At 72.5% G+C, this 24,662-nt stretch carries 30 protein-coding genes and 1 tRNA gene; 7 read left to right on the top strand and 24 right to left on the bottom strand.

The window, feature by feature from the left end; translation table 11 throughout:
• Positions 1–60: 60 nt before the first annotated feature.
• Complete coding sequence (locus H9645_RS08740; protein ID WP_191729325.1) at positions 61–444, top strand: VOC family protein; 384 nt, start codon at positions 61–63, stop codon at positions 442–444.
• Between the two features lie 14 nt (positions 445–458).
• On the opposite strand, the gene H9645_RS08745 is transcribed toward H9645_RS08740, so the two are convergent.
• From H9645_RS08745 to H9645_RS08790, 10 genes are all read right to left on the bottom strand, one after another.
• Positions 459–1,415 carry an MBL fold metallo-hydrolase gene (locus H9645_RS08745; protein ID WP_191729326.1) on the bottom strand — a complete coding sequence of 319 codons (957 nt, stop codon included), beginning with the start codon at positions 1,413–1,415 and terminating at the stop codon, positions 459–461.
• 82 nt (positions 1,416–1,497) lie between these two features.
• Positions 1,498–1,806, bottom strand: a complete 309-nt coding sequence (locus tag H9645_RS08750) for a hypothetical protein (protein WP_191729327.1) — start codon at positions 1,804–1,806, stop codon at positions 1,498–1,500.
• The gene (locus H9645_RS08755) at positions 1,803–3,134 is read right to left on the bottom strand and encodes a tryptophan--tRNA ligase (RefSeq protein ID WP_191729328.1); all 1,332 of its coding nucleotides are present in this window, start codon (positions 3,132–3,134) and stop codon (positions 1,803–1,805) included. The genes H9645_RS08750 and H9645_RS08755 overlap by 4 nt, the downstream gene beginning before the upstream one ends.
• 142 nt (positions 3,135–3,276) lie before the next feature.
• A complete protein-coding gene (locus tag H9645_RS08760) occupies positions 3,277–3,477 on the bottom strand; it encodes a CsbD family protein (protein WP_189496026.1) in 201 nt (66 codons plus the stop codon).
• Positions 3,478–3,601: 124 nt separating this feature from the next.
• A complete protein-coding gene (locus H9645_RS08765) occupies positions 3,602–3,757 on the bottom strand; it encodes an entericidin A/B family lipoprotein (protein WP_189496028.1) in 156 nt (51 codons plus the stop codon).
• Positions 3,758–3,893: 136 nt separating this feature from the next.
• The gene (rocF, locus tag H9645_RS08770) at positions 3,894–4,817 is read right to left on the bottom strand and encodes an arginase (protein ID WP_191729329.1); all 924 of its coding nucleotides are present in this window, start codon (positions 4,815–4,817) and stop codon (positions 3,894–3,896) included.
• Between the two features lie 26 nt (positions 4,818–4,843).
• Positions 4,844–4,919, bottom strand: a tRNA-Thr gene (locus H9645_RS08775).
• Positions 4,920–4,946: 27 nt separating this feature from the next.
• Complete coding sequence (locus tag H9645_RS08780; protein ID WP_191729330.1) at positions 4,947–5,780, bottom strand: SPOR domain-containing protein; 834 nt, start codon at positions 5,778–5,780, stop codon at positions 4,947–4,949.
• 9 nt (positions 5,781–5,789) lie between these two features.
• Positions 5,790–6,530, bottom strand: a complete 741-nt coding sequence (locus H9645_RS08785; protein WP_191729331.1) for a type III pantothenate kinase — start codon at positions 6,528–6,530, stop codon at positions 5,790–5,792.
• Entirely contained in the window at positions 6,527–7,516 is a 990-nt protein-coding gene (locus H9645_RS08790; protein ID WP_191729460.1) for a biotin--[acetyl-CoA-carboxylase] ligase, read from the bottom strand. The genes H9645_RS08785 and H9645_RS08790 overlap by 4 nt, the downstream gene beginning before the upstream one ends.
• A gap of 139 nt (positions 7,517–7,655) precedes the next feature.
• On the opposite strand from H9645_RS08790, the gene H9645_RS08795 reads away from it, so the two are divergent.
• Positions 7,656–7,922: a hypothetical protein gene (locus tag H9645_RS08795; protein WP_191729332.1), complete on the top strand. Its 267-nt coding sequence runs from the start codon at positions 7,656–7,658 to the stop codon at positions 7,920–7,922.
• The gene (locus H9645_RS08800) at positions 7,889–8,680 is read left to right on the top strand and encodes a M90 family metallopeptidase (protein ID WP_191729461.1); all 792 of its coding nucleotides are present in this window, start codon (positions 7,889–7,891) and stop codon (positions 8,678–8,680) included. The genes H9645_RS08795 and H9645_RS08800 overlap by 34 nt, the downstream gene beginning before the upstream one ends.
• Before the next feature lie 6 nt (positions 8,681–8,686).
• Here the strand turns inward: H9645_RS08800 and H9645_RS08805 are convergent, their stop codons facing one another.
• From H9645_RS08805 to dusA, 4 genes are all read right to left on the bottom strand, one after another.
• Positions 8,687–10,108, bottom strand: a complete 1,422-nt coding sequence (locus H9645_RS08805; protein ID WP_191729333.1) for an ATP-binding protein — start codon at positions 10,106–10,108, stop codon at positions 8,687–8,689.
• 43 nt (positions 10,109–10,151) lie between these two features.
• Positions 10,152–10,838: a response regulator transcription factor gene (locus tag H9645_RS08810; RefSeq protein WP_189496040.1), complete on the bottom strand. Its 687-nt coding sequence runs from the start codon at positions 10,836–10,838 to the stop codon at positions 10,152–10,154.
• A 64-nt stretch (positions 10,839–10,902) separates the two neighbouring features.
• Complete coding sequence (locus H9645_RS14205) at positions 10,903–11,274, bottom strand: hypothetical protein (protein WP_225218137.1); 372 nt, start codon at positions 11,272–11,274, stop codon at positions 10,903–10,905.
• 196 nt (positions 11,275–11,470) lie between these two features.
• Entirely contained in the window at positions 11,471–12,514 is a 1,044-nt protein-coding gene (gene dusA / locus H9645_RS08820) for a tRNA dihydrouridine(20/20a) synthase DusA (protein ID WP_191729462.1), read from the bottom strand.
• A 171-nt stretch (positions 12,515–12,685) separates the two neighbouring features.
• Here dusA and H9645_RS08825 point away from each other — a divergent pair, with 171 nt between their 5' ends.
• A complete protein-coding gene (locus H9645_RS08825) occupies positions 12,686–12,880 on the top strand; it encodes a heavy-metal-associated domain-containing protein (RefSeq protein ID WP_191729334.1) in 195 nt (64 codons plus the stop codon).
• Between the two features lie 53 nt (positions 12,881–12,933).
• Here H9645_RS08825 and cueR read toward each other — a convergent pair whose 3' ends face one another.
• From cueR to H9645_RS08855, 6 genes are all read right to left on the bottom strand, one after another.
• Complete coding sequence (gene cueR / locus H9645_RS08830) at positions 12,934–13,362, bottom strand: Cu(I)-responsive transcriptional regulator (protein WP_191729335.1); 429 nt, start codon at positions 13,360–13,362, stop codon at positions 12,934–12,936.
• 17 nt (positions 13,363–13,379) lie between these two features.
• Positions 13,380–15,668 (bottom strand): heavy metal translocating P-type ATPase, encoded by a 2,289-nt coding sequence (locus H9645_RS08835; protein WP_191729336.1) that lies wholly within the window; start codon positions 15,666–15,668, stop codon positions 13,380–13,382.
• Between the two features lie 52 nt (positions 15,669–15,720).
• Positions 15,721–16,182, bottom strand: coding sequence for a hypothetical protein (locus H9645_RS08840; protein WP_191729337.1), 462 nt, complete (start codon positions 16,180–16,182; stop codon positions 15,721–15,723).
• A gap of 12 nt (positions 16,183–16,194) precedes the next feature.
• Positions 16,195–16,626, bottom strand: coding sequence for a copper resistance protein NlpE N-terminal domain-containing protein (locus H9645_RS08845; protein WP_191729338.1), 432 nt, complete (start codon positions 16,624–16,626; stop codon positions 16,195–16,197).
• A gap of 60 nt (positions 16,627–16,686) precedes the next feature.
• Positions 16,687–17,400, bottom strand: coding sequence for an HAD family hydrolase (locus H9645_RS08850; RefSeq protein ID WP_191729339.1), 714 nt, complete (start codon positions 17,398–17,400; stop codon positions 16,687–16,689).
• Between the two features lie 100 nt (positions 17,401–17,500).
• On the bottom strand, positions 17,501–17,878 hold the full coding sequence (locus tag H9645_RS08855) for an EF-hand domain-containing protein (protein WP_191729340.1): 378 nt from the start codon (positions 17,876–17,878) through the stop codon (positions 17,501–17,503).
• A gap of 228 nt (positions 17,879–18,106) precedes the next feature.
• On the opposite strand from H9645_RS08855, the gene H9645_RS08860 reads away from it, so the two are divergent.
• Entirely contained in the window at positions 18,107–19,231 is a 1,125-nt protein-coding gene (locus tag H9645_RS08860; RefSeq protein WP_191729341.1) for a PQQ-dependent sugar dehydrogenase, read from the top strand.
• Here H9645_RS08860 and H9645_RS08865 read toward each other — a convergent pair whose 3' ends face one another.
• A complete protein-coding gene (locus H9645_RS08865; RefSeq protein ID WP_191729342.1) occupies positions 19,232–19,624 on the bottom strand; it encodes a hypothetical protein in 393 nt (130 codons plus the stop codon).
• Positions 19,625–19,739: 115 nt separating this feature from the next.
• Between H9645_RS08865 and H9645_RS08870 the strand changes: the two genes are divergently transcribed.
• Positions 19,740–20,012 (top strand): hypothetical protein, encoded by a 273-nt coding sequence (locus tag H9645_RS08870; RefSeq protein WP_191729343.1) that lies wholly within the window; start codon positions 19,740–19,742, stop codon positions 20,010–20,012.
• Positions 20,013–20,069: 57 nt separating this feature from the next.
• Here H9645_RS08870 and H9645_RS08875 read toward each other — a convergent pair whose 3' ends face one another.
• Positions 20,070–20,534: a YbjN domain-containing protein gene (locus tag H9645_RS08875; protein ID WP_191729344.1), complete on the bottom strand. Its 465-nt coding sequence runs from the start codon at positions 20,532–20,534 to the stop codon at positions 20,070–20,072.
• A 72-nt stretch (positions 20,535–20,606) separates the two neighbouring features.
• A complete protein-coding gene (locus H9645_RS08880) occupies positions 20,607–21,677 on the bottom strand; it encodes a hypothetical protein (protein ID WP_191729345.1) in 1,071 nt (356 codons plus the stop codon).
• A 169-nt stretch (positions 21,678–21,846) separates the two neighbouring features.
• On the opposite strand from H9645_RS08880, the gene H9645_RS08885 reads away from it, so the two are divergent.
• The gene (locus H9645_RS08885) at positions 21,847–23,781 is read left to right on the top strand and encodes a pyridoxal phosphate-dependent decarboxylase family protein (protein ID WP_191729346.1); all 1,935 of its coding nucleotides are present in this window, start codon (positions 21,847–21,849) and stop codon (positions 23,779–23,781) included.
• A gap of 10 nt (positions 23,782–23,791) precedes the next feature.
• On the opposite strand, the gene H9645_RS08890 is transcribed toward H9645_RS08885, so the two are convergent.
• On the bottom strand, positions 23,792–24,601 hold the full coding sequence (locus H9645_RS08890) for a TSCPD domain-containing protein (RefSeq protein WP_191729347.1): 810 nt from the start codon (positions 24,599–24,601) through the stop codon (positions 23,792–23,794).
• Positions 24,602–24,662: the final 61 nt, after the last annotated feature.

Below are 24,662 nucleotides of genomic sequence, written 5' to 3' on the forward strand. Positions count from 1 at the left end.
GACTTGCCGCCGCCCTTCCCGGAGCGGAGGATCGGGCCTCCCCCGCACCCGAGCTCCGCCATGGCCCATCGCAGCCGCCTGACCGGCTTCGTCCTCGACTGCCGCGTCGACGACCTCGGCCCCCACGTGGAGTTCTGGAGCCGCGCCCTGGGCAAGCGCGTGGACACGCTCGACGAGGACGGCGACGGGAAATATGCGCGCCTGCAGACCGCGGACGACGAACCGGCACTCCTGCTGCAGAAGGTCGGCCACGACAGCCGCATCCACCTTGACATCGAGACCGACGATGTCGAGGCCGAGGTCGCGCGCCTGGAAGGCCTCGGTGCGAAGCGCGTGGAAAAGGTCCACGCCTGGTGGGTGATGGAGGCGCCGAGCGGCCACCGCTTCTGCGTCGTGCGCCAGCAGCGCGCGCCTTTCGGGCCGCATGTGAAGCAGTGGGACTGACCGGCTGGTCGCAGCTACAGCTGCGACCGCCGCTCCGCGCGACGCCCGCGCTCCAGCCAGGCGATCAGCCCCTGGGCGTTGAGCTCGATGTCCATCTCCAGCAGCGCAGGCACCATGCGCTCCGGATCCACCACGCCGTGGATGCGCGCGCGATCGACGTAGAGCTTCGTCAGCGCCTGCTTCAGCGCCTCGTGCCGCCCCGGGGCTTCGTCCAGGAACTGCGCCAGCGCGACCATCGCATCGACCTGTTCGATCAGCCTCAAGCCGACCCGCTGCACGTCGCGCACGGCGCCGAAATGGGTCACATGGCAGACCTCCGGGCCGGCCGCGAGCAGGCGCCTGATCGAATCCTTCATCTGCAGCGGATCGAACTGCACCGGCGACGTGGTCGGGATCGCGAACGGCCGGCCGCCGACGTCGAACTCGCGGTAGGAGATACCGAAGCTGTCGCCGGTGAACCAGGACCGCGTGCGCTCGTCCCACACCGAAAGGTGGTGGAGGGCGTGGCCGGGCGTGTGCGCGAGCAGCAGCGGCCGGCCGGCAAGCTCCAGCACCTGTCCGTCCCCGGCTTCGAGCACGCGCTCCAGCGGCGCCGGCACCAGGCCGCCATAGGCCTGCTCGAACAGGGCATCGCCATAGACCTGGCGCGCGCTGGCGGTCAGCTTCGCCGGATCGACGAGATGCGGCGCGCCGCGCGGATGCACCACCAGCGTCGCGGCGGGCAGCTCCCGCAGCAGCGCGCCCGCACCGCCCGCATGGTCGAGGTGGACGTGGGTGGTGATGAGCCAGTCGACCGCGTCCGGCGCCAGCCCGGCGGCATCGAGCGCCGCGAGCATGACCGGCACGCTGTGCAGGGTGCCGCAATCGATGAAGGCGGCGCGGCCGTTCTCGACCAGCAGGTAAGCGGCACAGAACGCCGGCCGTTCGCCGAAGCCGGTGTCGATGAGGATGATGCCGTCGCCTGCGTGCACGCCGTTCCCTTTCACTGCGGACCACGCCGCAGTCTACCGGGCGGCGCGGCGCGCACCGATGCCGCTTTGGTCGAAGCTCCGCTCAGCGGCGGCGGAACAGCAGCATGCGCAGCACGAACGCCACCAGCATCGCCGCCAGGAACACGCCATAGCCGGCGGCCGTGGCCAGGATGTGGCGCCACATGCGCCCGTGCGCGGGGTCGGCGAGGTCCTGCAGCCAGTACAGGCTGGCCACGAACAGCGCCAGCGACACGAGGATCGCGGCCAGGTCGTAGAGCCTGCGCGCAAGCCCGCGTGGCTGCCGCGGCCAGATCCAGAACAGCGCGGACAGGATCAGGAACCAGGGGAGGAACAGGATCAGCGTGAGGTTCGTCTCGACCAGAGGATTCACGCCGCATCCCCGGCGAAGCGCTCCAGCGCGGCCAGCAGCGCATCGGCGTCGACGGCCTCGCCGAGCGCACCGACGTCGGCATCGTCCAGCCAGACCCGGCCGTTGGCGTCCACACGTGGCGCCGCCGCGCCGGACTTGAGCAGGGCGACGATGCGCCCGGCCTCGCGGGGGGACTCGAAGCCTGCGCCCTGCAGCAGCAGCACATCGCCGTCGACGAGCTTGAAGTGGAAGCGACCGTCGTCCTCGCGGTACTGCTTGAACTGCGGCGGCGCCAGCTTTGCCGCGCCGGTGCCGCCGTCGGCATCAGCCTCGCCCCGCACCGTCGCCAGGTCACGCAGGCCTACCGCGGAGCGCAGCTGCGCCAGGAAGGGCCGCGCCTCTTCGTCGCGCAGCCGCTCGCCACCATGGCGCAGCATGCGTTCGATAGCGGCCGGATCCGCGGCCAGCTCGCGGTAGCGCTCGCGCAGCGGCGCCAGCTCGGCGTCGATTCGCTCGAACACGCGCTCCTTCGCCTCGCCCCAGGCGATGCCTTCGGCGTAGGCGCTGCGCATCGCCGCGGTTTCATCGACGTCGGCAAAGGCCTGGTAAAGCTGGAACAGCGCCGAGCCTTCCGTGTCCTTGGCTTCCCCGGGCAGGCGCGAGTCGGTGAGGATGGAAAACACCAGCCGGCGCAGCTCCTCGCGCGGCGCGAACAGCGGGATCACGTTGTCGTAGCTCTTCGACATCTTGCGGCCGTCCAGGCCCGGCAGGGTCGCGACCTGCTCCTCAATCGCCGCTTCGGGCAGCGTGAAGTGCTCGCCGTACAGGTGGTTGAAGCGCTGCGCGAAGTCGCGCGCCATCTCGATGTGCTGCACCTGGTCGCGGCCCACCGGCACCCGGTGAGCGTTGAACAGCAGGATGTCGGCGGCCATCAGCACCGGATACATGTACAGGCCCGCGGTCACGCCGGCATCGTCGTCGTCGCCCTCGGCGCGATTGCGGTCGACCGCGGCCTTGTACGCATGCGCGCGGTTGAGCAGGCCCTTGCCGGCGACGCAGGTCAGCAGCCAGGTCAGCTCGGTGGTCTCGGGGACGTCGGACTGGCGGTAGAAGGCCACCCGCTCCGGATCCAGCCCGCAGGCCAGCCAGCTGGCCGCGATCTCCAGGGTCGAGCGCTGCACGCGCAGCGGGTCCTGGGTGCTGATCAGCGCGTGGTAGTCGGCGAGGAAGAAGAAGCTTTCGACGCCCTGGGCCCGGCTCGCAGCCACCGCCGGGCGGATCGCGCCGACGTAGTTGCCGAGATGGGGAACGCCGGTGGGCTTGATGCCGGTAAGGACGCGGAGGCTCATGGATGCGGACACGGACGCGGGAGATGGCCCATTCTATCCCGCGCTCCGCGCTGCTCCCCGGCTCCGCGGCGGCTTTGGGCAACGACCGCCCAACGAGAAAGGGCCGGCATGTGCCGGCCCTCGGGGTGACGCAGGCGATGGATCAGCCCAGGTCCTTCTCGAAGTCGCGGACCTCGCGCTCGGCGCGATCACGCTCCCAGCCGTACTGCTCCTGCAGCTTGCCGGCCAGGTATTCGCCGTTGCCCTCGGCGACGTCGAAGACGTCATCGGTCAGGTCGCCCCAGCGTGCCTGGGCCTTGCCCTTCAGCTGGCTCCACTTGCCCGAAATGATGTCCTTGTTCATGCGCTGCTCCTCGATCTTCTGTGGGGGACGTACCGCTTCCGCGGAACGCCCCCACAATGCCGAAGACCGCATCATCGCGAGGTCAAGGTTCCGTTGCGCGGACCTTCACCTTGCCAACGTGCGTTCAGCGCGGATCGGTCGCACCGGTGTCGTCGGCCGCGTCCTCGACCTTCTCGCCGACCTTCTGCACGTCCTTGCCGGCGCCGGCCACGGTGTTGCACGCGGTCAGCATGCCGATCGAGAACATCGAAACCATCATCAGGATCGCAATACGCTTCATGGGACTCTCCTTCTGTGCAGGGTGCCGCAGGCGGCCACCGCCCCGGTCAGGGACATGAAACGCAGCACGAGGTGAATTCCACGTTGACGCGGGCCATTGCGCCGGCCCGCGGCGGGCCGTGCGTTCATGTCCCCGGTCAGTCGCGCATCAGCGTCGATTTGCCGAACAGGCTTTCCACCAGGTCCACCGCCAGGCGCGCGGTTCGGTTGCGCTTGTCCAGCGCCGGGTTGACCTCGACCACGTCGAGCGAGTCGGCGCCGCCCGCGTCGGCGATCATCTCCATCATCAGCTGCGCCTCGCGGTAGTCGAGGCCGCCCGGCACGCGGGTGCCGGTCCCGGGCGCGATCGACGGGTCGAGCACGTCGACGTCGAAGCTGACGTGCAGGTGGGTATCGGCGTCGATGCCGGCCAGCGCCTCCTCCATCACCTGCTTCATGCCGACCTCGTCGATGTAGCGCATGTCGTAGATGTCGAGGCCGTGCTCGCGCACCAGGCGCTTCTCCTCGGGATCCACCGAACGGATGCCGATCTGGCGGACGTCGGCCGGCGAGATCATCGGGCCCTGCCCGCCCAGGTTGACCAGCGCGTCCGGACCGAGGCCGCAGAGGCAGGCCACCGGCATGCCGTGGACGTTGCCGGACGGCGTGATCGCGGAGGTGTTGAAGTCGGCATGGGCATCGAGCCAGAGCACGCGCAGGCGCTTGCCCTGCGCGCGGCAGTGGCGCGCGACCGCGGTGATCGAGCCCATCGCGAGGCAGTGGTCGCCGCCGAGCATCACCGGCATGCGGCCGGCCGCGAGTTCGGCGGCGGACATCTCCATCACCGCGCGGTTCCAGGCCACGACCTCGTCGAGGTGGCGATAGCCTTCGACCGGCGGCATCCAGGGATTGCGCGGGCCGGCCACGTCGCCGCGATCGGCGACCTCGACGCCACGCGAGGCCAGCGCCTCCACCAGGCCGGCGACACGCAACGCCTCGGGCCCCATCGACGCCCCCCGCGTGCCGGCACCGACGTCGGTCGGGACTCCAAAGACGGTCACGGGCTTCGGCTTCAGCGACATGCGGGCTCCAGCGGATACGGGCGGGATGGTGCCGACAGTCCGGATCGAACGGACGACCTACCGCTTACAAGGCGGTTGCTCTACCAGCTGAGCTATGCCGGCACGTGCGCCACGAAGGCGCGCGGCATTCTAGCGCGACGCGACCGCGACCACGTCCGCGCAGTCGATCTCCCGCGCTTCGGCGGCGCCGGCGGTCGTGCGCGCGGCCGCGGCATCGAACGTCGGACCGGCGGCGAAGTCGAGCCAGTGGCGCGTCGAGGCCTCGCCCAGCGGCTGCGCCTGCGCGGGGAAGCCGGCGCCACGCAGCGCGGCCTCGCGGCGGCGCGCGGCGGGTTCGCTGCCATAGCGTCCCAGCGCGATCGCGTTGGCTTCGTCGCCGGACGGGATCACCAGCAGGTCGTCGAAGCCCGCCTCGCGGATCCTGACCGCCAGCGCATCGGCGGCGGCCCGGTCGGACTGCGGCGCCATCGCCACGCGCCAGCCACGCGGCGCGTCGACCACGTCGCGCACGCGCGTGCGCGTCGCGCCGAGCGGCTGCAGCGCGCCGCGCGCCGCGGCCACCGACGCGGCGTCGGCGTAGGGTCCGAAGCTCAGGCAGCGCAGCGGCGAGGCCGGTGCCGGGGCCACGGCCACCGAGACCGCATCCACCCCGGGAACCCCGGTTGCGCTCGCGGCAGCCGCCGGGGCCGGTTCGGCGACCGGCTGCGGCACCGCCGCCTCCGCAGGGTCCGCGCCCTCGGCGCCAGGGCCCGCGGCCACGTCCGGGTTGCCCGCGATCTCCGGGGCCTGTCCCGCAGCCGCGCGATCCGCACCATCGTCGGCTTCGCCGAGCAGCCGCAGCGGCTGCACGCCCTCGGGCTGGATCCACGGCGTCGGCGGCAGCGGCCCCGGACGCAGCAGCCACCAGGTGGCCACGCCGAAGTTGAGCATCACGAGTAGGACGAGCAGGGCGCGCGCGGGCATCCCCGGATTCTAGCCCGCGCCCGCGGGCTGGCGGGCCAGCCGCGCCAGTCCGTCCATCACCAGCGAGGGCCGGTGCAGCACGCCCGGCAGACCTGCGAGCAGCAGGTCCGCGCCACCGCCGTGCACGACGATGGCCGGCGGCGTACCCGCCAGCCGCGCCGCCGCATCGCGGCTGCGCTCGACCAGGCCCAGCGCCGCACCCGCGCAGCCCGCGGCCAGTGCATCCTCGGTGCCGGTGCCGAAGTGCACGACGGCCCCGCCCTCCAGCGGCAGCTGCGGCGCGCGCGCGTGCAGCGCTTCGCGCATCAGCGTCGGCGAGGGGGCGATGCAGCCGCCGAGATGCACGCCGTCGGCGTCCACCAGGTCGATCGTGAGCGCGGTGCCGACGCCGACCACCAGCAGCCAGCCCGCCACCTGCGCGCGGGCGCCGATCATCGCCAGCGCGCGGTCCACGCCCAGTCGCACGGGGTCGTCGTAGCCGATCCGGACGCCGCCCATCTCCCGCGCCACGCGCACCTCGACCACGCGCGCCGCGCGCGGCACCAGCACCTGCAGCAGCGCCGCGCGCAGGGCCGCCGGGCCCACGCTGGCCACCCAGGCCACGTCGATCCGCGGCGGCAGGGCCGCCATCCAGCCGGCACCCAGCGCATGCTCCCCGTGCGGGAAGGCCGCCACCTCGCCCGCGCTGCCCTGGCGCAGCGGCGCCAGCTTGAGGCGCGTGTTGCCGAGGTCGAAGGCCCAGTCGCTCATGCCGCCGCCCGCAGGCTGGCCTCCCCGGCGTGGAAGTGGCGCTCGACGCCGTCCACGTCCACGCGCAGCGCGCCGTCGGCCGCCAGGCCCAGCGCCCTGCCCCTGTGCACCACGCTGCCCGCACGCACCTCGACGTCGCGGCCGGCGAGCGCGTCCAGCGCGGCATGCCGCGGCAGGAACGGCGCCAGGCCCTCGCGGTCGAAGCGCGACAGCGCCGGCACCAGGCTGGCGATCATCGCGGCCGCGAGTGCGCTGCGCGTCGGCGGTGCCGGATGCGGCAGCCCGGCCAGGTCGCACCAGGGCTGGTCGATCGTGGCCGCGACGGCCGCCGGCATGCGCACGTTGAGGCCAAGCCCCACGACCGCGCGCACCGGCCCAGCATGCTCGCCCCCGCCCTCGACGAGCAGGCCGCCGAGCTTGCGCAGGCCACCCGTCGCGCGGTCGATCAGCACCAGGTCGTTGGGCCACTTCAACCGGACGGCGCCGTAGCCCAGCCCGTGCAGCGCCTCGGCCGCCGCCACGCCGGCCACCAGGCCGAGTCCACCGAGCCTCGCCAGGCCGCCGTCGAAGGCACGCGCCAGCGACAGGTAGAGATTGGCGGCAAGCGGCGACGCCCAGTCCCGGCCCAGCCGCCCGCGGCCACCCAGCTGGCGCTCGGCCAGCAGCACCGTGACGCCGGCCACGGGGACCCGGCGCCGCAGCAGTTCGCTGTTGGTCGAATCGATCGTCCAGGCCACTTCCGGGCCCTGCACCTCGGCGCGCACGTCCTCCGGGAGCAGCGTCCCGACCTGGTCGGCGTCGAGCAGGTCCACGGATGCCTCCAGGGAATAGCCGCGCCCCGGCCGGGCACCGATGGCGATGCCGGCCGCGCGCAGGGCCTCGATCCGCTTCCACATCGCCGCGCGGGTCAGGCCGGCCTCGCGCGCGAGCACGTCGCCCGACACCGTGCCGCGCGCGAGGCGCAGCAGCAGCGTCTTTTCCGCCAGATCGCCCTCGCGGGCCGCGGTTCCGTCGTCGTGCCTGGACATGCGCGGATTATCACATCCCGCCCGGCCATGCCGGTTGCGCCACCCCGCATCCATGTATGATCCGGAGGTTGACCCGGTCACCGCACAGGCCCCCGTCATGTCCATCCGCGCCCTCCTCGTCCTGACGCTGCTGTCCCTGGCCCTCCCCGCGGAGGCCCGCGAGGCGCGCATGGCCGGGCCGGGCGGCGACGGCTCCGCCTGCTCGACCGACTACGCCTCCAGCGTCGGCCCCGACGTGGACCCGGTCCGCGCCGCCAGGCGCCCCGAGTCCGACAAGCCCGCGATTCCCCGCGGCACCGGCGCCGATGCCGATGCCTCGCGCCCGCCGCGCTGGCACAGCTTCCTGCCGGGGATGTTCCGCTAGGCGACGGCGTGATCAGGCGCCTGTTCCGGCGCCCGCCCGCCGACATCGACCCGTCCTCCTGGCAGCAGGTGCTTGCCACCGTGCCCTGGATCGCCGCCCTCGACGACGCGCGCGCGCAGCGACTGCGGAAGCTCGCCGCGCGCTTCCTGCGCGACAAGGCGATCACCCCCATCGGCGGGCTCGCGCTCGACGACGCCGACCGCACCACGCTCGCCGCCCTGTGCTGCCTGCCCCTGCTGGAGTTCGGCGCCGAAGGCCTGCACGGCTGGTCCGAGCTGCTGGTCTATCCGGACGCGTTCCGGGTCGACCGCAGCCACGTCGACGCCGCGGGCGTGATGCACGAGTGGGAGGACGACCTCGCAGGCGAAGCCTGGGAGCACGGCCCGCTGGTGCTGTCCTGGGCCGACGTCACCGCCGACCTCGCCAGCCCGCGCGACGGCTGCTGCGTGGCGGTGCACGAGATGGTGCACAAGCTCGACGCGCTCGACGGCGTGCTGGACGGCACGCCACCGCTGCCGCGCGCGTGGCAGCGTGAGTGGGCGCGCGACTTCCAGCAGGCCTACGACGGCTTCGTCGACCGCGTCGACCGCGGCCTGCACACGCGCATCGATCCGTATGCGGCCGAAGCACCCGAGGAATTCTTCGCGGTTTGCAGCGAGTACCACTTCAGCGACCCGGCGCGGCTCGCGCGCGAGCTGCCGACGGTCGCCGAGCACCTGCTGCGCCTGTACGGCCCCTCGCCCTTCGCACGCGCCTGAGCGCGCTCAGAGGCCGGGCGGCAGCCGCACCAGGAAGCGCGCGCCGCCGAGTTCGGGCGAGGCCGAGACGTCCAGCTCGCCGCGGTAGCTGCGCACGATGTCCTGCACGATCGACAGGCCGATGCCGTGGCCCTGCACGCGCTCGTCGCCGCGCACGCCGCGCTGCAGCACGTGCGCGATGCGCTCCGGCGGGATCCCCGGGCCGTCGTCGTCCACCGCAAGCAGCAGGCCGGGCCGCCGGCGCGGCGCGCTCGCGCCAGGCTCCACCGTCAGCAGCACCCGCGAGCGCGCCCACTTGAAGCCGTTTTCGAGCAGGTTGCCCAGCAGTTCCTGGAGGTCGCCCGGTTCGCCATGGAAGCGCGCGGCCGGATCGATCTCGAATTCGCAGACCACGCCCTTGGCGGCGTAGATCTTCTCCAGCCCACGCACGATCGCCTCGGCATAGGGCTCGATTTCCACCGGCGCCGCGAACAGCTGGTGCCCGCCGGACGCGCCGCGGCTGAGCTGGTAGCTCACCAGCTCGTTCATGCGCTGCACCTGGTCGGCCACCTCGGCGCGCAGCTCGGCCTCGCTGGCATCGCCGTCCAGGCGCGTGCGCAGCACCGCCAGCGGCGTCTTCAGGCTGTGCGCGAGGTCGCCCATGGTGTTGCGCTGGTGCTCGAGGTTCTGGCGCTCGCTCTCGATCAGGGCGTTGATGCTCTCGGTCAGCGGCTCGAGTTCACGCGGGTGCAGCTCGCTCATGCGGTCCGCCTGGCCACGCTGCACGCGGTTGAGCTCAGCCACCACGCGGCGCAGCGGCAGCAGGCTCCAGCGCAGCACCAGCGCCTGCAGCAGCAGCAGGACCAGGCCGGCGATGCCGAGGTAGCCCCACAGCGCGGCGCGGAACACGCGCACCTGCTGCGGCAGCAGCCCGGCGTCTTCCATGATGTGGATCGTGTACGGGAATTCGGCTTCGGGGCGCTGCTCCAGATCCCAGATGAAGCCCTTGCCGTAGCGCAGCACCTCGCCGTCGCTGCCGTCGGCGCGGGTCATCGGCAGCGGACCCTCGAACTTCTCCACGCCGCCTTCCAGCAGCTCCGCGTCGGGAAGCCGGGGGCCACTGGTGGACTCCGACGACCAGGTGCCGTTGGGCAGCACGACCACCGCGTACAGGCCGCTGCCCGGGCGCTCGAAGCGCTCATCGGGCTGGGTGTAGGGCGGGATCAGGTTGCCGGCGCGGTCGAACTCGATGTCGCGGGCGTAGGAGGTGGCGTAGCTGCGCAGGCGGTCGCGCTGCAGTTCGCTGGCGACGTCGACGAAGGCGCGGTCGAGCGCATAGCCGGCGGCCGCCAGGAACGCGAGCAGGCCCAGGCTCGCCGCGAGCAGCTGGCGCGCCTGCAGCGAACGCGGCCGCCAGGCCAGTCTCCGATCCTTGCGCGCCTGCCCCACGCCGCCTCCACTCTGCCGCGGACGCCCCGGCGTCCCGTCGCTGTCAGCCTTCGTTGCTGCGCGGGATCGCGAAGCGGTAGCCGCGGCCGCGCACGGTCTCGATCGGCTTCAGCGTGCCTTCCGGGTCGAGCTTCTTGCGCAGGCGACCGATGAAGACCTCGAGCACGTTGGAATCGCGGTCGAAGTCCTGCTGGTAGATGTGTTCGGTCAGGTCGGCCTTCGAGACCAGTTCGCCGGCGTGCATCATCAGGTACTCCAGCACCTTGTACTCGTAGCTGGTCAGGTCGACGTTCTGGCCGTCGACGCTGACCGTCTGCGCGGCAAGATCGAGCACCACCGCGCCGCACTCGAGCGTCGGCTTGCTCCAGCCCGCGGCGCGGCGCACCAGCGCGTTGATGCGTGCCAGCAGCTCCTCGACGTGGAAGGGCTTGACCAGGTAGTCGTCGGCGCCCTGCTTGAGGCCGTCGACCTTGTCCTGCCAGCTCGAGCGCGCGGTCAGGATCAGCACGGGGAACTGCTTGCCTTCGTCACGCAGGGCCTTGATCAGCTCCATGCCCGACATCTTCGGCAGGCCGAGGTCGATGATGCCGACGTCGAACGGGACCTCGCGACCCATGTACAGGCCTTCCTCGCCGTCCTGGGCGGCGTCGACGGCGTAGCCCTCGCGCTTCAGCCGTGCGGCGAGGGTCTCGCGCAGGGGCGCTTCGTCTTCAACAAGCAGGATGCGCATCGATGTCTCCGGTAGACCGTCGCGGCGCGGCCGCGGCGGCGAAAGGTGGCGTCAGGGTGCGCATTCAGTCGTCGTCGCCGCGTGTAGGGCGGGACGCGCGGCGCGGGCGGGCATCGGGGTCGTCCATGTACACGCGGACGCGGCCGCGCTCGTCGACCACCTTCACCCGGTTGATGTTGCGGCCGTCGTAGGGAACGCGCTCCGCGCTCAGCACCTGGCCGCCGGTACGGCTCTGCACGCGGCGGACCGAGTCCGACAGGGCATCGCGACGCGCGCTGCGCTGCGACGCCGCCGGCCTGCCCGGGATGGCCAGTTCGCTGCGGGGCGGCTGCGCGTCGCCCCTGCGCGAGGACCGCTGTCCGTCATCGGCATGCGCCGCCGATAGCGCGACCGCGGCGAGCAGGCACAGCAGCGACAGCAAGGGGCGGACGGTCATGGACGGCATTTCCGAAAGAATACAGAAAGTTACGGGACCCGGCAGGCGCTCGTCCGAGTAGGTGGGACGATTCTCCGAAGCAGGCGGTGAATTACCCCTTAACTTTTCCGGACGCGGTCCTGCCCTGTTCATGTTGCGGGCCATCGCGCCTGCATCGGGCTCAATGGATCCCGGCGCCGCAGCAGCGCAGCACGCGTCAGCGGGGCGACTGCACCGGGGTCGATGCGGCCTCGGACGGCCGCGCAGCCGTCACCGCGATCGCCTGCTCCACCAGCGACCAGTCGGCGCCCGGACGGTGGGCGCCCTCGCTCAGCACCTGGCGGAAGGCGCGGCCGCCGCGCTCGCCCTGGAACAGCCCCAGCCAGTGGCGGCTGATGTGCTTGAGCTGGGCGCCGCGGGCGAGCTGGCGCTCGACGTAGGGCCGCATCGCGCGCAGCACGTCGGCGCGCGTGGACACCGCGCCGCCATACCAGGCCGCGTCCAGCCGATGCAGCAGCCAGGGATCGTGGTAGGCCGCGCGGCCGAGCATCGCGCCGTCGACGTGGTCCAGGTGCGCGCTCGCCTCGTCCGCGTCGGCGATGCCGCCGTTGACCACCACGGTCAGCGCCGGGCGTTCGCGCTTGAGCGCATACGCCCAGTCGTAGCGCAGCGGCGGCACCTCTCGGTTCTCCTTCGGCGACAGGCCCTTCAGCCAGGCATTGCGGGCGTGGACGATGAAGTCGCGGCAGCCGGCCGCGGCGACGGTGTCGACGAAGGCGAGGAAGCGCGCGTACTCGTGGTCGTCGTCGACGCCCAGGCGGCACTTCACGGTCACCGGCACGTCGCAGGCCGCGGCCATCGCCGCCACGCTGTCGGCGACCAGCGCCGGTTCGCGCATCAGGCAGGCGCCGAACCGCCCGGCCTGCACGCGGTCGGACGGGCAGCCGACGTTGAGGTTGATCTCGTCGAAGCCGTGGTCGGCTCCGATCCGTGCCGCCTGCGCCAGCAGCGCGGGTTCGCTGCCGCCCAGCTGCAGCGCGACCGGATGCTCGACCGGGTCCATCGCCAGCAGCCGGGCGCGGTCGCCGAGGACCACCGCATTGGCGTGGACCATCTCGGTGTACAGCCGCGCGTTGGGCGCGAGCAGGCGATGGGAGACGCGGCAGTGGCTGTCGGTCCAGTCCATCATCGGCGCGACCGACAGGCGCACGGATGCGCGATAGCGCGCGTCGCCGCCGCGCCGGGAGGCGCCCTGGGGCATCGGGTTCAAGGTCTCTGTCGTCATCGTGGCCGTCACGGCGGGCCGTCGCGGACCGGTCCGCGCGGGGGCCGACAGGGTACACGCCACCGCCGCGGGACGACGGCGTCCGCGGCTTGACCTTCCCACGGTGGCAGGCCGCAGACTGGCGCACCGTCCCCCACAGGAACCCCCATGCGATTCCATCTCGAAGACATGACCTGCGGCGGCTGCGTCCGCGGCGTCACCCGCGCCATCCAGGCCGTCGATCCCGACGCGACGGTCGAGGCCGATCCGCCCAGCCGCACGGTCGAGGTCGGCTCCACCGCCACGCGCGAACAGCTCGCCGCCGCGCTGACCGAGGCCGGGTTCCCGCCGCGGGCGGACTGAGCGATCCACGACGGTCGCGCCGCGGGATCCGCGGCCCCGGCCTGCCGCGGCGTTCAGCCGCAGCGCGGGCCCGACGTGGCGCCCGACGCCTCGCCACCCTGCTCCAGCCCGGCCAGGATCGGACAGTCCGGGCGCTGGTCGCCCGCGCAGCAGTCCGCCAGGGCCTGCAGGGTGTCGGCCATCTGCCGCAGCCGGGAAATCCGGTCCTCGAGATCGGCGATGTGCGCCTGCGCGAGTCGCTTCACGTCGGCGCTGCGGCGCGAACGGTCGCTCCACAGTCCCAGCAGCTCGCCGATCTCGGTCACGGAGAAGCCGAGATCCCGGGCACGGCGAATGAAGCGCAGCCGGTGCACGTCGGCATCGCCATACAGCCGGTAGCCGGCGGCGCTGCGCCCGGCCGGCGGCACCAGGCCGGCGCCTTCGTAGTAGCGGATCATCTTGGCCGACACGCCCGAGGCCGCGGCCGCTTCGCCGATGTTCATGCGTCGATCCTCCTCCGTCAGGCCGCCATCGGGGGCCGGAAGCCCCGCAGCCGCAGCGCGTTGCCGAGCACGAACACGCTCGACAGCGACATCGCCCCCGCCGCCAGGATCGGCGACAGCAGCAGTCCATACGCGGGATACAGCACGCCCGCGGCCACCGGCACCAGCGCGGTGTTGTAGGCGAAGGCCCAGAACAGGTTCTGGCGGATGTTGCCGATGGTCGCCTTCGACAGCGCGATCGCGTTCGGCACGCCCTGCAGGCTGCCCGACATCAGCACCACGTCGGCGGCCTCCATCGCGACGTCGGTGCCGGTGCCGATCGCCAGGCCGACGTCGGCCTCGGCCAGCGCCGGCGCGTCGTTGATGCCGTCGCCAACGAAGGCCAGGCGGCCGTGCGCCGCCTTCAGCCGGCGCATCGCGTCGACCTTGCCTTCGGGCAGCACTTCCGCGACCACCTCGTCGATGCCGAGGCGGTCGGCGATCGCCTGCGCGGTGCGCGCGTTGTCGCCGGTGACCATCGCGACCTTGAGTCCGAGCGCGTGCAGCGCGGCGATCGCCGCCGGCGTGTCGGGCTTCACCGGGTCGGCGACCGCGATGATCGCCGCCAGGTGCCCGTCGACCGCGGCATACAGCGGCGACTTGCCTTCGCCGCCCAGGCGCGCGGCCACGTCGGCGAACCCGGCCACGTCCAGCCCGAGCGCACGCATGTAGCGGTCGGCCCCGACCTCGACGCGATGGCCATCGACGACAGCCTGCACGCCCATGCCGGTGACCGACTGGAAGCCGTCCGGCTCCGGCACCGCGATGCCCGCATCTTCCGCCGCCGCGACAATCGCGCGCGCGATCGGGTGCTCGGAGCGCGCCTCCACCGCGGCCACCAGCCGCAGCACCTCGTCGCGCGCGAAGCCCTCGGCCAGCGCCAGGTCGGTCAGCGCCGGCCGGCCCTCGGTCAGGGTGCCGGTCTTGTCCACCGCCACCACCGCGGCGTCCTTCAGCAGCTGCAGCGCCTCGCCCTTGCGGAACAGCACGCCCAGCTCGGCGCCGCGGCCGGTGCCGACCATGATCGAGGTCGGGGTGGCCAGGCCCATCGCGCAGGGGCAGGCGATGATCAGCACCGCGACCGCGTTCACCAACGCCAGCCCCAGCGCCGGCGCGGGGCCGAACAGCATCCAGGCGACGAAGGTCAGCAGCGCCGCCAGCATCACCGCCGGCACGAACCACAGCGTCACCCGGTCCACCAGCGCCTGGATCGGCAGCTTGGAGCCCTGCGCCTGTTCGACCAGGCGGATGATCTGCGCCAGCACCGTGTCCGCGCCGACCGCGGTCGCGCGCAGCACCAGCGCGCCCTGCTGGTTCACCGTGCCGCCCACCACCGACGCGCCTTCGGTCTTCTCCACCGGCACCGGCTCGCCGGTGACCATCGATTCGTCGACGAAGCTGCGGCCCTCGACCACCTCGCCGTCGACCGGCACGCGTTCGCCGGGGCGCAGCTCGACGAGGTCGCCGGGCACCACCTCGCCGATGGGGATCTCGACGCTGCGTCCGTCGCGCGACACCCGCGCGGTCTTCGGCTGCAGGCCGACCAGGCGCTGGATCGCCTCGGAGGTGCGGCCCTTCGCGCGTGCTTCCAGCCAGCGCCCCAGCAGCACCAGGACGACGATCACCGCGGCCGCTTCGTAATAGACGTTCGCCGTGCCCGCCGGCAGCAGCCGCGGCGCGAAGGTGGCGACCACCGAATAGCCCCAGGCCGCGAAGGTGCCGACCGCGACCAGCGAGTTCATGTCCGGCGCCAGGCGCAGCAGGGCCGGGATGCCGGCGGCGTAGAAGCGGCGGCCCGGCCCCAGCAGCACCGCCGTGGCCAGTGCGAACTGGATCAGCCAGCTGCGCTGCAGGCCGAGGCCGTGCTCGACCCAGTGATGCATGGCCGGCACCAGGTGTGCGCCCATCTCCAGCACGAACACCGGCAGCGCCAGCGCCGCGGCCAGCAGCAGGTCGCGGCGGAGCGCGGCGCGCGCCGCCTCGTGCCGCGCGGAGTCGGCGTCGTCGTCGCGCGGCGCCGCGGCGTCGAGGACGCGGGCGTCGTAGCCGGCGCGGTCGACGGCGGCCAGCAGCAGCGCCGCGTCCGCCGCGCCGCGCACGGTCGCGCGCTCGGTCGCCAGGTTCACCGCCGCGGCGGACACGCCGGGCACCGCCTGCAGCGCGCGCTCCACGCGGGCGACGCAGGAGGCGCAGGTCATGCCGTCGATGGCGAGCTCGAGGGTCGGCGCGCGCGGATCGCGGGCACCGGGTCCGGGATGTCTGTCCATGGGCACAGCCTAGACCTTCCCATCGCTGGAAGGTCAAGCCGTCGCCGCCGGCTCAGCCGCCGTCGGGAAGCGGCCGGCCCCAGCGGCGGTAGCTTTCGGCCACGCCCTCGCGCAGGCGCTTTGCGCGCGCACCGCCGGGCGCGACCCCGAGGTCGCGGGCGATGCCCTGCCAGCCATCCGCGTGCCCGGTCGCCCAGGCCTCGATCACACCGCGGCAGGGACGTCCGGAGACGCGGGCCAGCGCGCAGGCGTAGTAGAGGTCGCCGGGCTTGCGCTCCTGGCGCCCCAGCAGGTCCTGCAGCAGCGGGCGCGGTGCGTCGAAGTAGCGCACCAGCTCATCGATGAAGGCCTCGGGATAGCGCGCGGCATAGCGGTTGATGTCGGCCAGGCGGACATCGACCACGGCGTCCCCGGTGGCGGGGGCCCAGGCCGCGGCCGCGTCCTGCGCGAAGGCCGCGGGCGCCAGCAGCCCCAGCAGGCAGGCGAGCAGCAGGGAGTGTCGGAACGGGGTCATGCGGTCTCCGCGTCAGGGATGGCCGGCGGACGGCAGCAGCAGGTCGTGCTCGCGCCCCGGGAACACGCGTCCGCCCGGATCGCGCACCTGCAGCGCGCCGCCCTGCACCAGCGCGTAGCGGCGCAGGCCGCCGGTCCCGGCCTCGAGGCTGAGCAGGCGGTCGTCGAGGCGCCATTCACCGGCCTCGTCGAAGCTCTGGCTGCCGTCGACCGCAACATACACCTCCACCAGCCGGTAGCTGCGGTGGCCGTCGGCCTGCTCCAGCACCAGGCGCGTGTCGATGGCCTCGCAGTCGGCACAGGGCAGTCGGCCGCGCCATTCGGCCACGCCCGAATCCATGACGTCGTGCTGGAGCGGTGGCGGGGCGCCCTCGTCCGGCCGCATGCAGCCGGTGGCGACGGCGGCGAGCAGCAGGAAGAGCAGGGAGAGGCGGACATGCGGCATGCCCCGATTGTGCCGCAGCTGCCGGCGGCCCGTGCGGGACTGCGCGACGGGCACGGCCGTTCAGGCCGCGAGGATCGCCCGCAGCGCGTCGGGAAGCCCGGCCGCGGAATCGAGCGTGCGCATGCGCGCGGCGGCGCCTTCGGCCAGGCTGGCTTCGCGCTCGTGCTCCCAGGTCAGGTGATAGGGCAGGTGCAGGCCCCAGCCGCCCAGTTCCAGCACCGGCGCGATGTCCGAGCGCAGCGAATTGCCGACCATCACGAACTCGCCCGGCGCGATCCCGAACTCCTCGAGCAGGCGGCGGTACGTCGGCACATCCTTCTCGCTGACGATCTCGATGCGCCGGAACAGCGACGACATCCCCGACTCGCGGACCTTGGCCTCCTGGTGGAACAGGTCGCCCTTGGTGATCAGCACGACCGGGAACTCGCGCGCCACCGCCTCCACCGCTTCACGCACGCCCGGCAGCAGTTCGACCGGATGGCGCAGCAGGTCCTTGGCCAGCGCCACGATGCGATGCACGTCGGCAGCGCTGATGCGGCCGCCGGTGATGTCGATCGCGGACTCGATCATCGACAGCGCCATGCCCTTCACGCCGTAGCCGAACACGGCCAGGTTCGCCTTCTCGACCGCGTACAGCCGCTCGCTGGTGCGCGCATCGCCGTTGACGTAGCGGGCGATGATGGCTTCGAAGTCGCGCTGCGCCTGGTCGAACCAGTCCTGGCTGCGCCAGAGCGTGTCGTCGGCGTCGAAGCCGACCATCCTGATGCTGGGCATCGCGTGATTATCCCGGAATGAAGAAGCGACGGCATCCCTGCCGTCGCCCTGGAACGATGTCGCGTGGCGCCGCCCGGACAGGTGCGGCGCGGGGCGGGGGTCAGCCTTCGCCGCCGGCCTTGGCGGCGTGGGCGCGGTACTCGTCGGCCGTCAGCTCGCCGTCGCCGTCGGCATCGGCATCTCCGAACACCGACGCGAGCGCGGGCAGCGCCGCGGACTCCTCGCGCGAGATGGTGCCGTTGCCATCCGCGTCGACATCGTCCCAGCCCAGCTGGCGGCCTGCCGGCGGGACATCGGCGGCGGTGGGGGCCGGCTGCGCGGCGTCCTGCGTGGCCTGCGCCGCCGCGGCGGATTCGACGGCGGCCTTCTGGGCCTCGCGGACTTCGGGGGTCACGGCGCTCTGGGCCAGGGCCAGCGGCATGGCCAGCACCGCACCCAGTGCGAGGACGGCGGCGATCGGCTTGCGTGCGTTCTTCATCAGGGGGGTCTCCTCAGGCGGATGCGGGGGCATCCGGTATCGATGGGTGCGACCGGTGGATCCGGTCACGGGACACACCCTGCCGCGCCCCGCATTAACCGCGTCCGCTGCACGATTCCCGCGTCGACATGGCGTTAACCACTGGCGACGCGCGAGCCGCTAGGACCGCGTGCGCGGGGACGGGGCCTGCACCATACTTGCGGCTCCAATGCTTCCGGAGCGCACGCGATGAAACCGCAACTCCTTGTTGCCGCCGTGGCATTCGCCGTCTTCACAGGCGCCTGCGCCGGCGCAACGGGCCAGCGCCCGTTCGGGGTCGAGTCCGTCGCGAAGTTCGATGAGCCCTGGGCGATGTCCTTCCTGCCCGACGGCCGCCTCCTGGTCACCGAAAAGAAGGGGCGGCTGAAGCTCGTCGACGTCACCAACGGCAACAGCCGCGACGTCGCCGGCGTGCCGGATGTCGACTACGGCGGCCAGGGTGGATTCGGCGACGTCGTGCCGCATCCGGACTTCGCCACCAACGGCATCGTGTACCTGAGCTACGCCGAGGCCGGCGAGGGCGACATCCGCGGCGCGGCGCTGGCGCGCGCGAAGCTGGTGGCTACCGACGATGGCGAGCCGCGGCTCGAAGGCCTCGAGGTCATCTGGCGCCAGGTGCCGAAGGTGGAGGGCCGCGGCCACTACGGCCACCGCATCGCCTTCGATGGCGAGGGCAAGCTGTGGCTGAGCTCCAGCGAACGCCAGAAGTTCGACCCGGCCCAGGACATGGCGTCGAACATGGGCAAGATCCTGCGCCTCGAGGACGATGGCCGGCCGGCCGCGGGCAACCCCTTCGCCGAAGATGGCGGGGTCGCGGCCGAAGTCTGGTCGCTCGGGCACCGCAACGTGCTCGGCCTCGCCTTCGACGCGGGCGGGCAGCTCTGGGACGTGGAGATGGGGCCGGCGGGCGGCGACGAGCTGAACCTGGTCGAGCGCGGCGGCAACTACGGCTATCCGATCGTGTCCAACGGCGACCACTACGACGGCACGCCGATCCCGGACCACGACACCCGCCCCGAGTTCATCGCGCCCGCGGCGCACTGGACGCCGGTGATCTCGCCGTCGAGCCTGGTGTTCTACGGCGGCGACGTGTTCCCGCAGTGGAAGGGCGACGCCTTCATCGGCGGGCTGTCGTCGCAGTCGCTGGTGCGCGTCGAAATCGACGGCCGCCAGGCGCGCGAGGCCGAGCGCTTCGACATGGGCCAGCGCATCCGCGAAGTCGAACAGGGGCCCGAGGGCGGGCTGTGGCTGCTGGAGGATGGCAAGGCGGGCCGCCTGCTCAAGCTGACGCCGAAGCCGCCCACGGCCGGCTGATCAGGGCAGGACGACGCCGGCGGCGATCTCGCGCCCGTCCTCGAGCACCCGGAACCCGCGGCGGCCGTCGTCGGGGAGCTGCACGGCCGCGCCGCAGATCAGCTCCACCTCGCGGCTGCTCCCGGGCTCGAGCTCCACGGCTTCGCCGCGGTCGATGGCGCAGCGCGCGTTCGATCCGCCGTCGAACTCCACGTCGCCACGCCAGCCCCGGCTGATCGCCACCGCGCGGCCGCCGTCTGCCGTGGCCAGCAGGTCCAGGCGCACGGGGATGCCGAGCTTCCCGGGATAGTCGAGACGCGGCGGCGGCGCGGCCGCCGCGGGCGCAGGGGTGTCCTGGGGCGATGGCCCGCAGGCGGCGAGCAGCATCGGCAACAACAGCATGATGGGGCGCATGGCGACTCCTGGCGTCGACGCAAGGGCGAGCGGCGGGCGGTCACGTCGCGCGCCCTTCATCCCGCCATCGCGAAAGGCTGCCATAGTAGATCGCGACACCATGGCCCGATAGACGATGACGCTTGCAGCACCCCACGACGACCGGCACGCCGCGCTCGAACTCGCGATCTCCGAGCTGGAAGCCGGCATGGCCGACCTCCAGATCAAGCACCGCGACCTGTTCTCCTATGCCAACGCCTGGGCCGAGCGCCACGACGCGGTGATGCGCCTGGCGCCGCCGCACCTGGAGGACAGCGCCCGCGCGCGCCTGCGACGGATCGCGATCCGCTGGGGCCTGGCTGACGGCGTGCGCACGACCCGCCAGTTCCCGGCGCTGCGCGGGAGCTGAACCCCGGTGGGCCGCGGCCGCGGGCCACCGGCCGCCCCCCCCCCCCCCCACGACCCGTCAGAAACCGACGCTGCTGGTGAAGTCGCCGAGCAGCTGGCCGAAGATCTCGACCTGGCTGCGGATCTGCGCGGCGTGGTCGGTGTGCAGCACTTCGAAGTCGTAGTGCAGGAACGGATCCATCTCGTCGTCCAGCACCATCCGGCCATAGCGATAGCGGCTGTTGTAGACGTTGGCCACCTGCAGCGTAGTGCCGTTCTCCAGATCCAGGCCGACCTCGAGCTGCAGCGAGCCGCAACGGCCCTCGTGGCAGTCGTAGAAGTTGAGGTAGGCGTTCAGGTCGTGGCTGCGGAAGCGGATCATCGGGTCGCCGACCGAATCCTCGAGCAGCTCCGGCGACAGCTCCATCCCTTCCAGCACGGCCATGGCCTCGGGCCCGGTCACGCCCCGCCCCGGATCGGCGGCCGCCGGCAGGGCGGCGAGTGCAAGCAGCGGGGCCAGCAGGCCCGCGGTCCAGTTCTTCATCGTGTGGTCTCCCCTGTTGTCAGGCGAGATGCTAGCTGAATTGGAGGCCGATGCATCATCCCGCCCGGCCGGTCAGCCGGCGGGCTGCGGCGGGGCGTCGTCGGGCCACTCGTGGCCGTGCGCATCGTCGAGCAGGCGCATCCGCCTGCGCTCGATCCGCTGTTCCCCGGCCGCGCGCACCGTGCGCAGGGTTTCCAGCATCAGGGGCACGCCGGTGGAGCGGCGGAAGCGGGCGCGGCCGACGTCGACGATCGACATGTCGGCGACGACCTTCTCGCGGTCCTCGCCGGTCACCTGCGTTCCGTACAGCTGCTCGACCGCCGCCAGGGCCACCTCGGCCGCGCGCTCCCGGTCCATGCGCGTGGTCCACTCCAGCGTGGCCTCGTCCGATCCCGCCGCGCCGGCCTGCATGAGCAGGGTCACCTGCGCCGGCACCTTGCCGGCACCCAGCGGACTGTCGATCTCGACGTCGACCTCGTAGGGCACGCCGGCCTGGAGCTCCGCGCCGAACAGGTCGTTGTACTCCAGCGCATCGCGCGACATCAGCGTGCCGAGGACATCGGGCCGGGTCATCCGCGCGACCATGTCCTCGGTGGCCTCGCGTGCCCGCACCCGCGCCGCCTCGCCATCCTCGCCCGCGGGCCAGCCACCCGCCTCCTGCACGCCCGCCTCCAGCATGGTCCCGAAGGCGGTGCGCATCGCGGGCCCGAGCTGCGTGGCGAGCTGGTCCACGTTCCGCAGGGCGGCGAAGTTGCCGGTCGCATCCAGCTCGACCTCCAGGACGATGTCCGGCAGCGACTCCAGGATCTGCTGCATCAGCGCCTCCTGGGCGTCACCTCCCTCCAGCTGCTCGTAGCGGCTGTCGTCGAAGGACCAGGTCTGGACGAAGCCGTCGTCGAGCACGCCGGTGATGCGGATGGTCTCGATGGCGGTGGTGCGCGAACGCTCGCTGCCGTCCTGCCCGACGGAGACGTCGTAGTCCTCGGTCGCATAGCGCAGGGACACGCCTTCGTGCCAGGGCGCGATCCAGCGGACCAGCTCCGCGGTCACCGGCGCGGCGTTCTTCCTGGCCAGCGCGGCCTCCGGCCATGCGAACGCGAGCAGCAGCACCAGCGCCGCGCAGGCGCGCGTGATGTGGTCCATGACGTGTCCCCTTGGGCGCCCCCTGCGCCGAGGCCCCGATTCTAGCCGGGGAGCAGGCTGCGCGCCGACGGGTGGCCGCGCGCCCTGCGCCGCGCTTGATCCCGCTCAAGGCGGCGGGCGCGCCGGCGCGCCACGCTGCGTGCTTCCGCCATCGCCGTGGGCCGCCGCCATGAACCAGCCAGCCCTGTATCCCTGTTTCCTCGGCCCCTACGGCGAGAACGACCAGCTGCTCGAGTCGCTGGTCGTCGAGTTCCTGCGCGACCATGTCTACTGGCGGCGCAACCTGCACCCGGAGGACCTCCCGGCGATCCCCACCGGCGCCAGCCGGCGCCCGGACTTCGTCGACTTCGAATCACGCCTGCGCCGCGAGCTGCACCTGCTGTCGGCGGCGCTCAAGCGCAGCGTGCCCTTCCACAGCCCGCGCTACCTCGGCCACATGGTCAGCGACCTGCTGATCCCGGGACTGGCGGCGCAGATCCTCGCCCTGCCCTACAACCCGAACAACGTCAGCGCCGACGCCGCGCCGATCACCATCGACCTCGAACTCAGGGCCGGGCTGCAGCTCGCGGCGATGCTGGGCTGGCCGGCGGACCCGGCGCGCGCGGACTGCGCCTTCGGCCACCTGACCTCGGGCGGGACCCTCGCCAACCTGCAGGGCCTGCGACTAGCCATGGCGCTCAAGGCCTTCCCGGTGGCGCTGCACGCGGCCGGCGTGCCGCTGCCCGGCGTGCCCGGCGACGACTGGGAGGCCTTCAACACCGGCCCGGCCGCCGCCACGGCGCTGTTCGCGGACTGGTGCGCCTGGCGCGATGCGCTGTCGCCCCGCGAGCGGGCCGCGTGGCAGCGTCGCGTCGACGCGCAGCGCCTGGAGACGCTGGGGCTCGCCGGCTTCCTCGAGCGGCATCCCCAGCTGTCCACGCCGCTGGTGTTCGCCCCGGCCACCGCGCACTACTCCTGGAGCAAGGGCATGAAGATGCTCGGCCTTGGGCGGGCACAGCTGGAACTCATCCCCGGACAGGCCATGCGCCTGGACGTGGACGCGCTGGAGGAGGCGCTCGACGACTGCCTGCGCCTGCGCCAGCCGGTGCTGATGGCCGTCGGCGTACTCGGCAGCACCGAGTTCGGCACCATCGACCCGCTGGACGGCCTCGCCGACGCGCGCGACCGCCTGCAGGCACGCGGGCTGGGCTTCTCGCTGCACCTGGACGCGGCCTGGGGCGGCTACCTGGCCTCGCTGTTCCGCGACGCCGACGGCCGCCTGCGCACGCGCGCGGACGTGGCGGCGGATTTCCGCGCCTTCCCCCGGCCCGCGGTGCACGCGGCCTTCGCCGCGATCCCGCGCATGGATTCGGTCACCGTCGATCCGCACAAGCTGGGCTACCTGCCCTATGGCTCGGGCGCCTTCCTGTGCCGCGACCAGCGCGCGATCGGACTGCTGGCGGAGGACGCCGACTACGTCTTCGACGGCGCGCCGGCCACCGACTTCTTCCAGCGCCATCGCCAGCTCGGCCGCTACATCCCCGAGGGCTCCAAGCCCGGTGCCAACGCCGCGGCGGTGTACGTCACCCACCGGGTGATGCCGCTGGACCATGCGAACTTCGGGCGGCTGCAGGCGCAGGGCATCCTCGCCACGGAGGCCTTCATGGACGAGGCGGCGGGCTTCATCGCACGCATCGCGCCGCTGGCGACCGCGATGCTGCCGTTCGCGCCCGACTGCAACCTGGTCTGCCTGGCCATGAACCCGCGCGGCAACCGCGACGTCGGCCGCATGAACCGCTTCATGCGCGGGCTGCACGACGCGCTGCGTGCCGACCCCGCGCAGCCCCTGCAGCGCGGCGAGTACTTCGGCTCGATGACCACGCTGCGCAAGGACGCCATGGGCGAAGCCGACACGGCGCGCGTGCTCGCCGCGCTGGGCCTCGAGGCGGATGCGCTCGATGAGGGGGACGAAGACCACGACCGGATCGTGGTCCTGCGGCACACGCTGATGAACCCCTTCGTGCTCGATGCCGGCGGCGCCGGCGGCGGCTACCTGCGCGGCTACTTCGACTGCCTGGAGCGCCTGGTGCGCGCGGCGCAGGCGTACGGTGCGCAGGCGGCCTGAAGCGGCCCGCTCAGCCGCACTTCGAGTAGCCGCAGTTCAGGCAGGTCGCGCAGCCGTCCATCACCACCACCGCCTTGGTGCTGCACTTGTGGCACATGGTGGCCGAGGGCGGGAAGCTGGTGCCTTCGCCGGTGACCGCGACGTCCTCGCCGGCGCGGTCCGCGCCCTGGTCGGCGAACAGGCCGCCTACGGGACCGGCGTCGGCCGCGGCGACGTCGGCGTCACTGTTTTTTTTTGAGCGGGACTCGTACTGGCGGCGCTTCTCGTCGATCAGCGCGCGCTGCGCCGCGCTCATCTCCGGATCGTGGATCATGCCGATCGACTTCAGGTGGTCCTCGACGATCGCGCCGAGCTCGGCCACCAGCGAGGGCATGTACACGCCGCCGGCCTTGAAGTAGCCGCCGCGCGGATCGAACACGGCCTTCATCTCCTCGACGAGGAAGGTCACGTCGCCGCCCTTGCGGAACACTGCCGACATGATGCGCGTGAGCGCGACGATCCACTGGAAGTGCTCCATCGACTTCGAGTTCACGAAGATCTCGAACGGGCGGCGCTGCTCGTGCTCGCTGCCGGCGTTGAGCACGATGTCGTTGATGGTCACGTACATCGCGTGCTCCACCAGCGGCGACTTGATCTTGTAGGTGCTGCCGACCAGCACCTCCGGGCGCTCGATGCGCTCGTGCATCTGGATGACTTCGGCGCTGGGGCGCTCGGGGCCGGCGCCTTGCGCGGCGGCGGCGCCGGCCTGCGCGGCGGCCTTGTCGCCCTCGGCGGTGGCGACGGAGTACCCGGTGATTTTCTTTTCGATCCTGACGGCCATGACGCGTGTTCCTGCTGTTTCGTGGGATGCCGGCTCCCCCGCGGCGCGGGGGAGCCCGGAG

The organism is Luteimonas colneyensis (genome assembly GCF_014836665.1).
Classification (GTDB): domain Bacteria; phylum Pseudomonadota; class Gammaproteobacteria; order Xanthomonadales; family Xanthomonadaceae; genus Luteimonas; species Luteimonas colneyensis.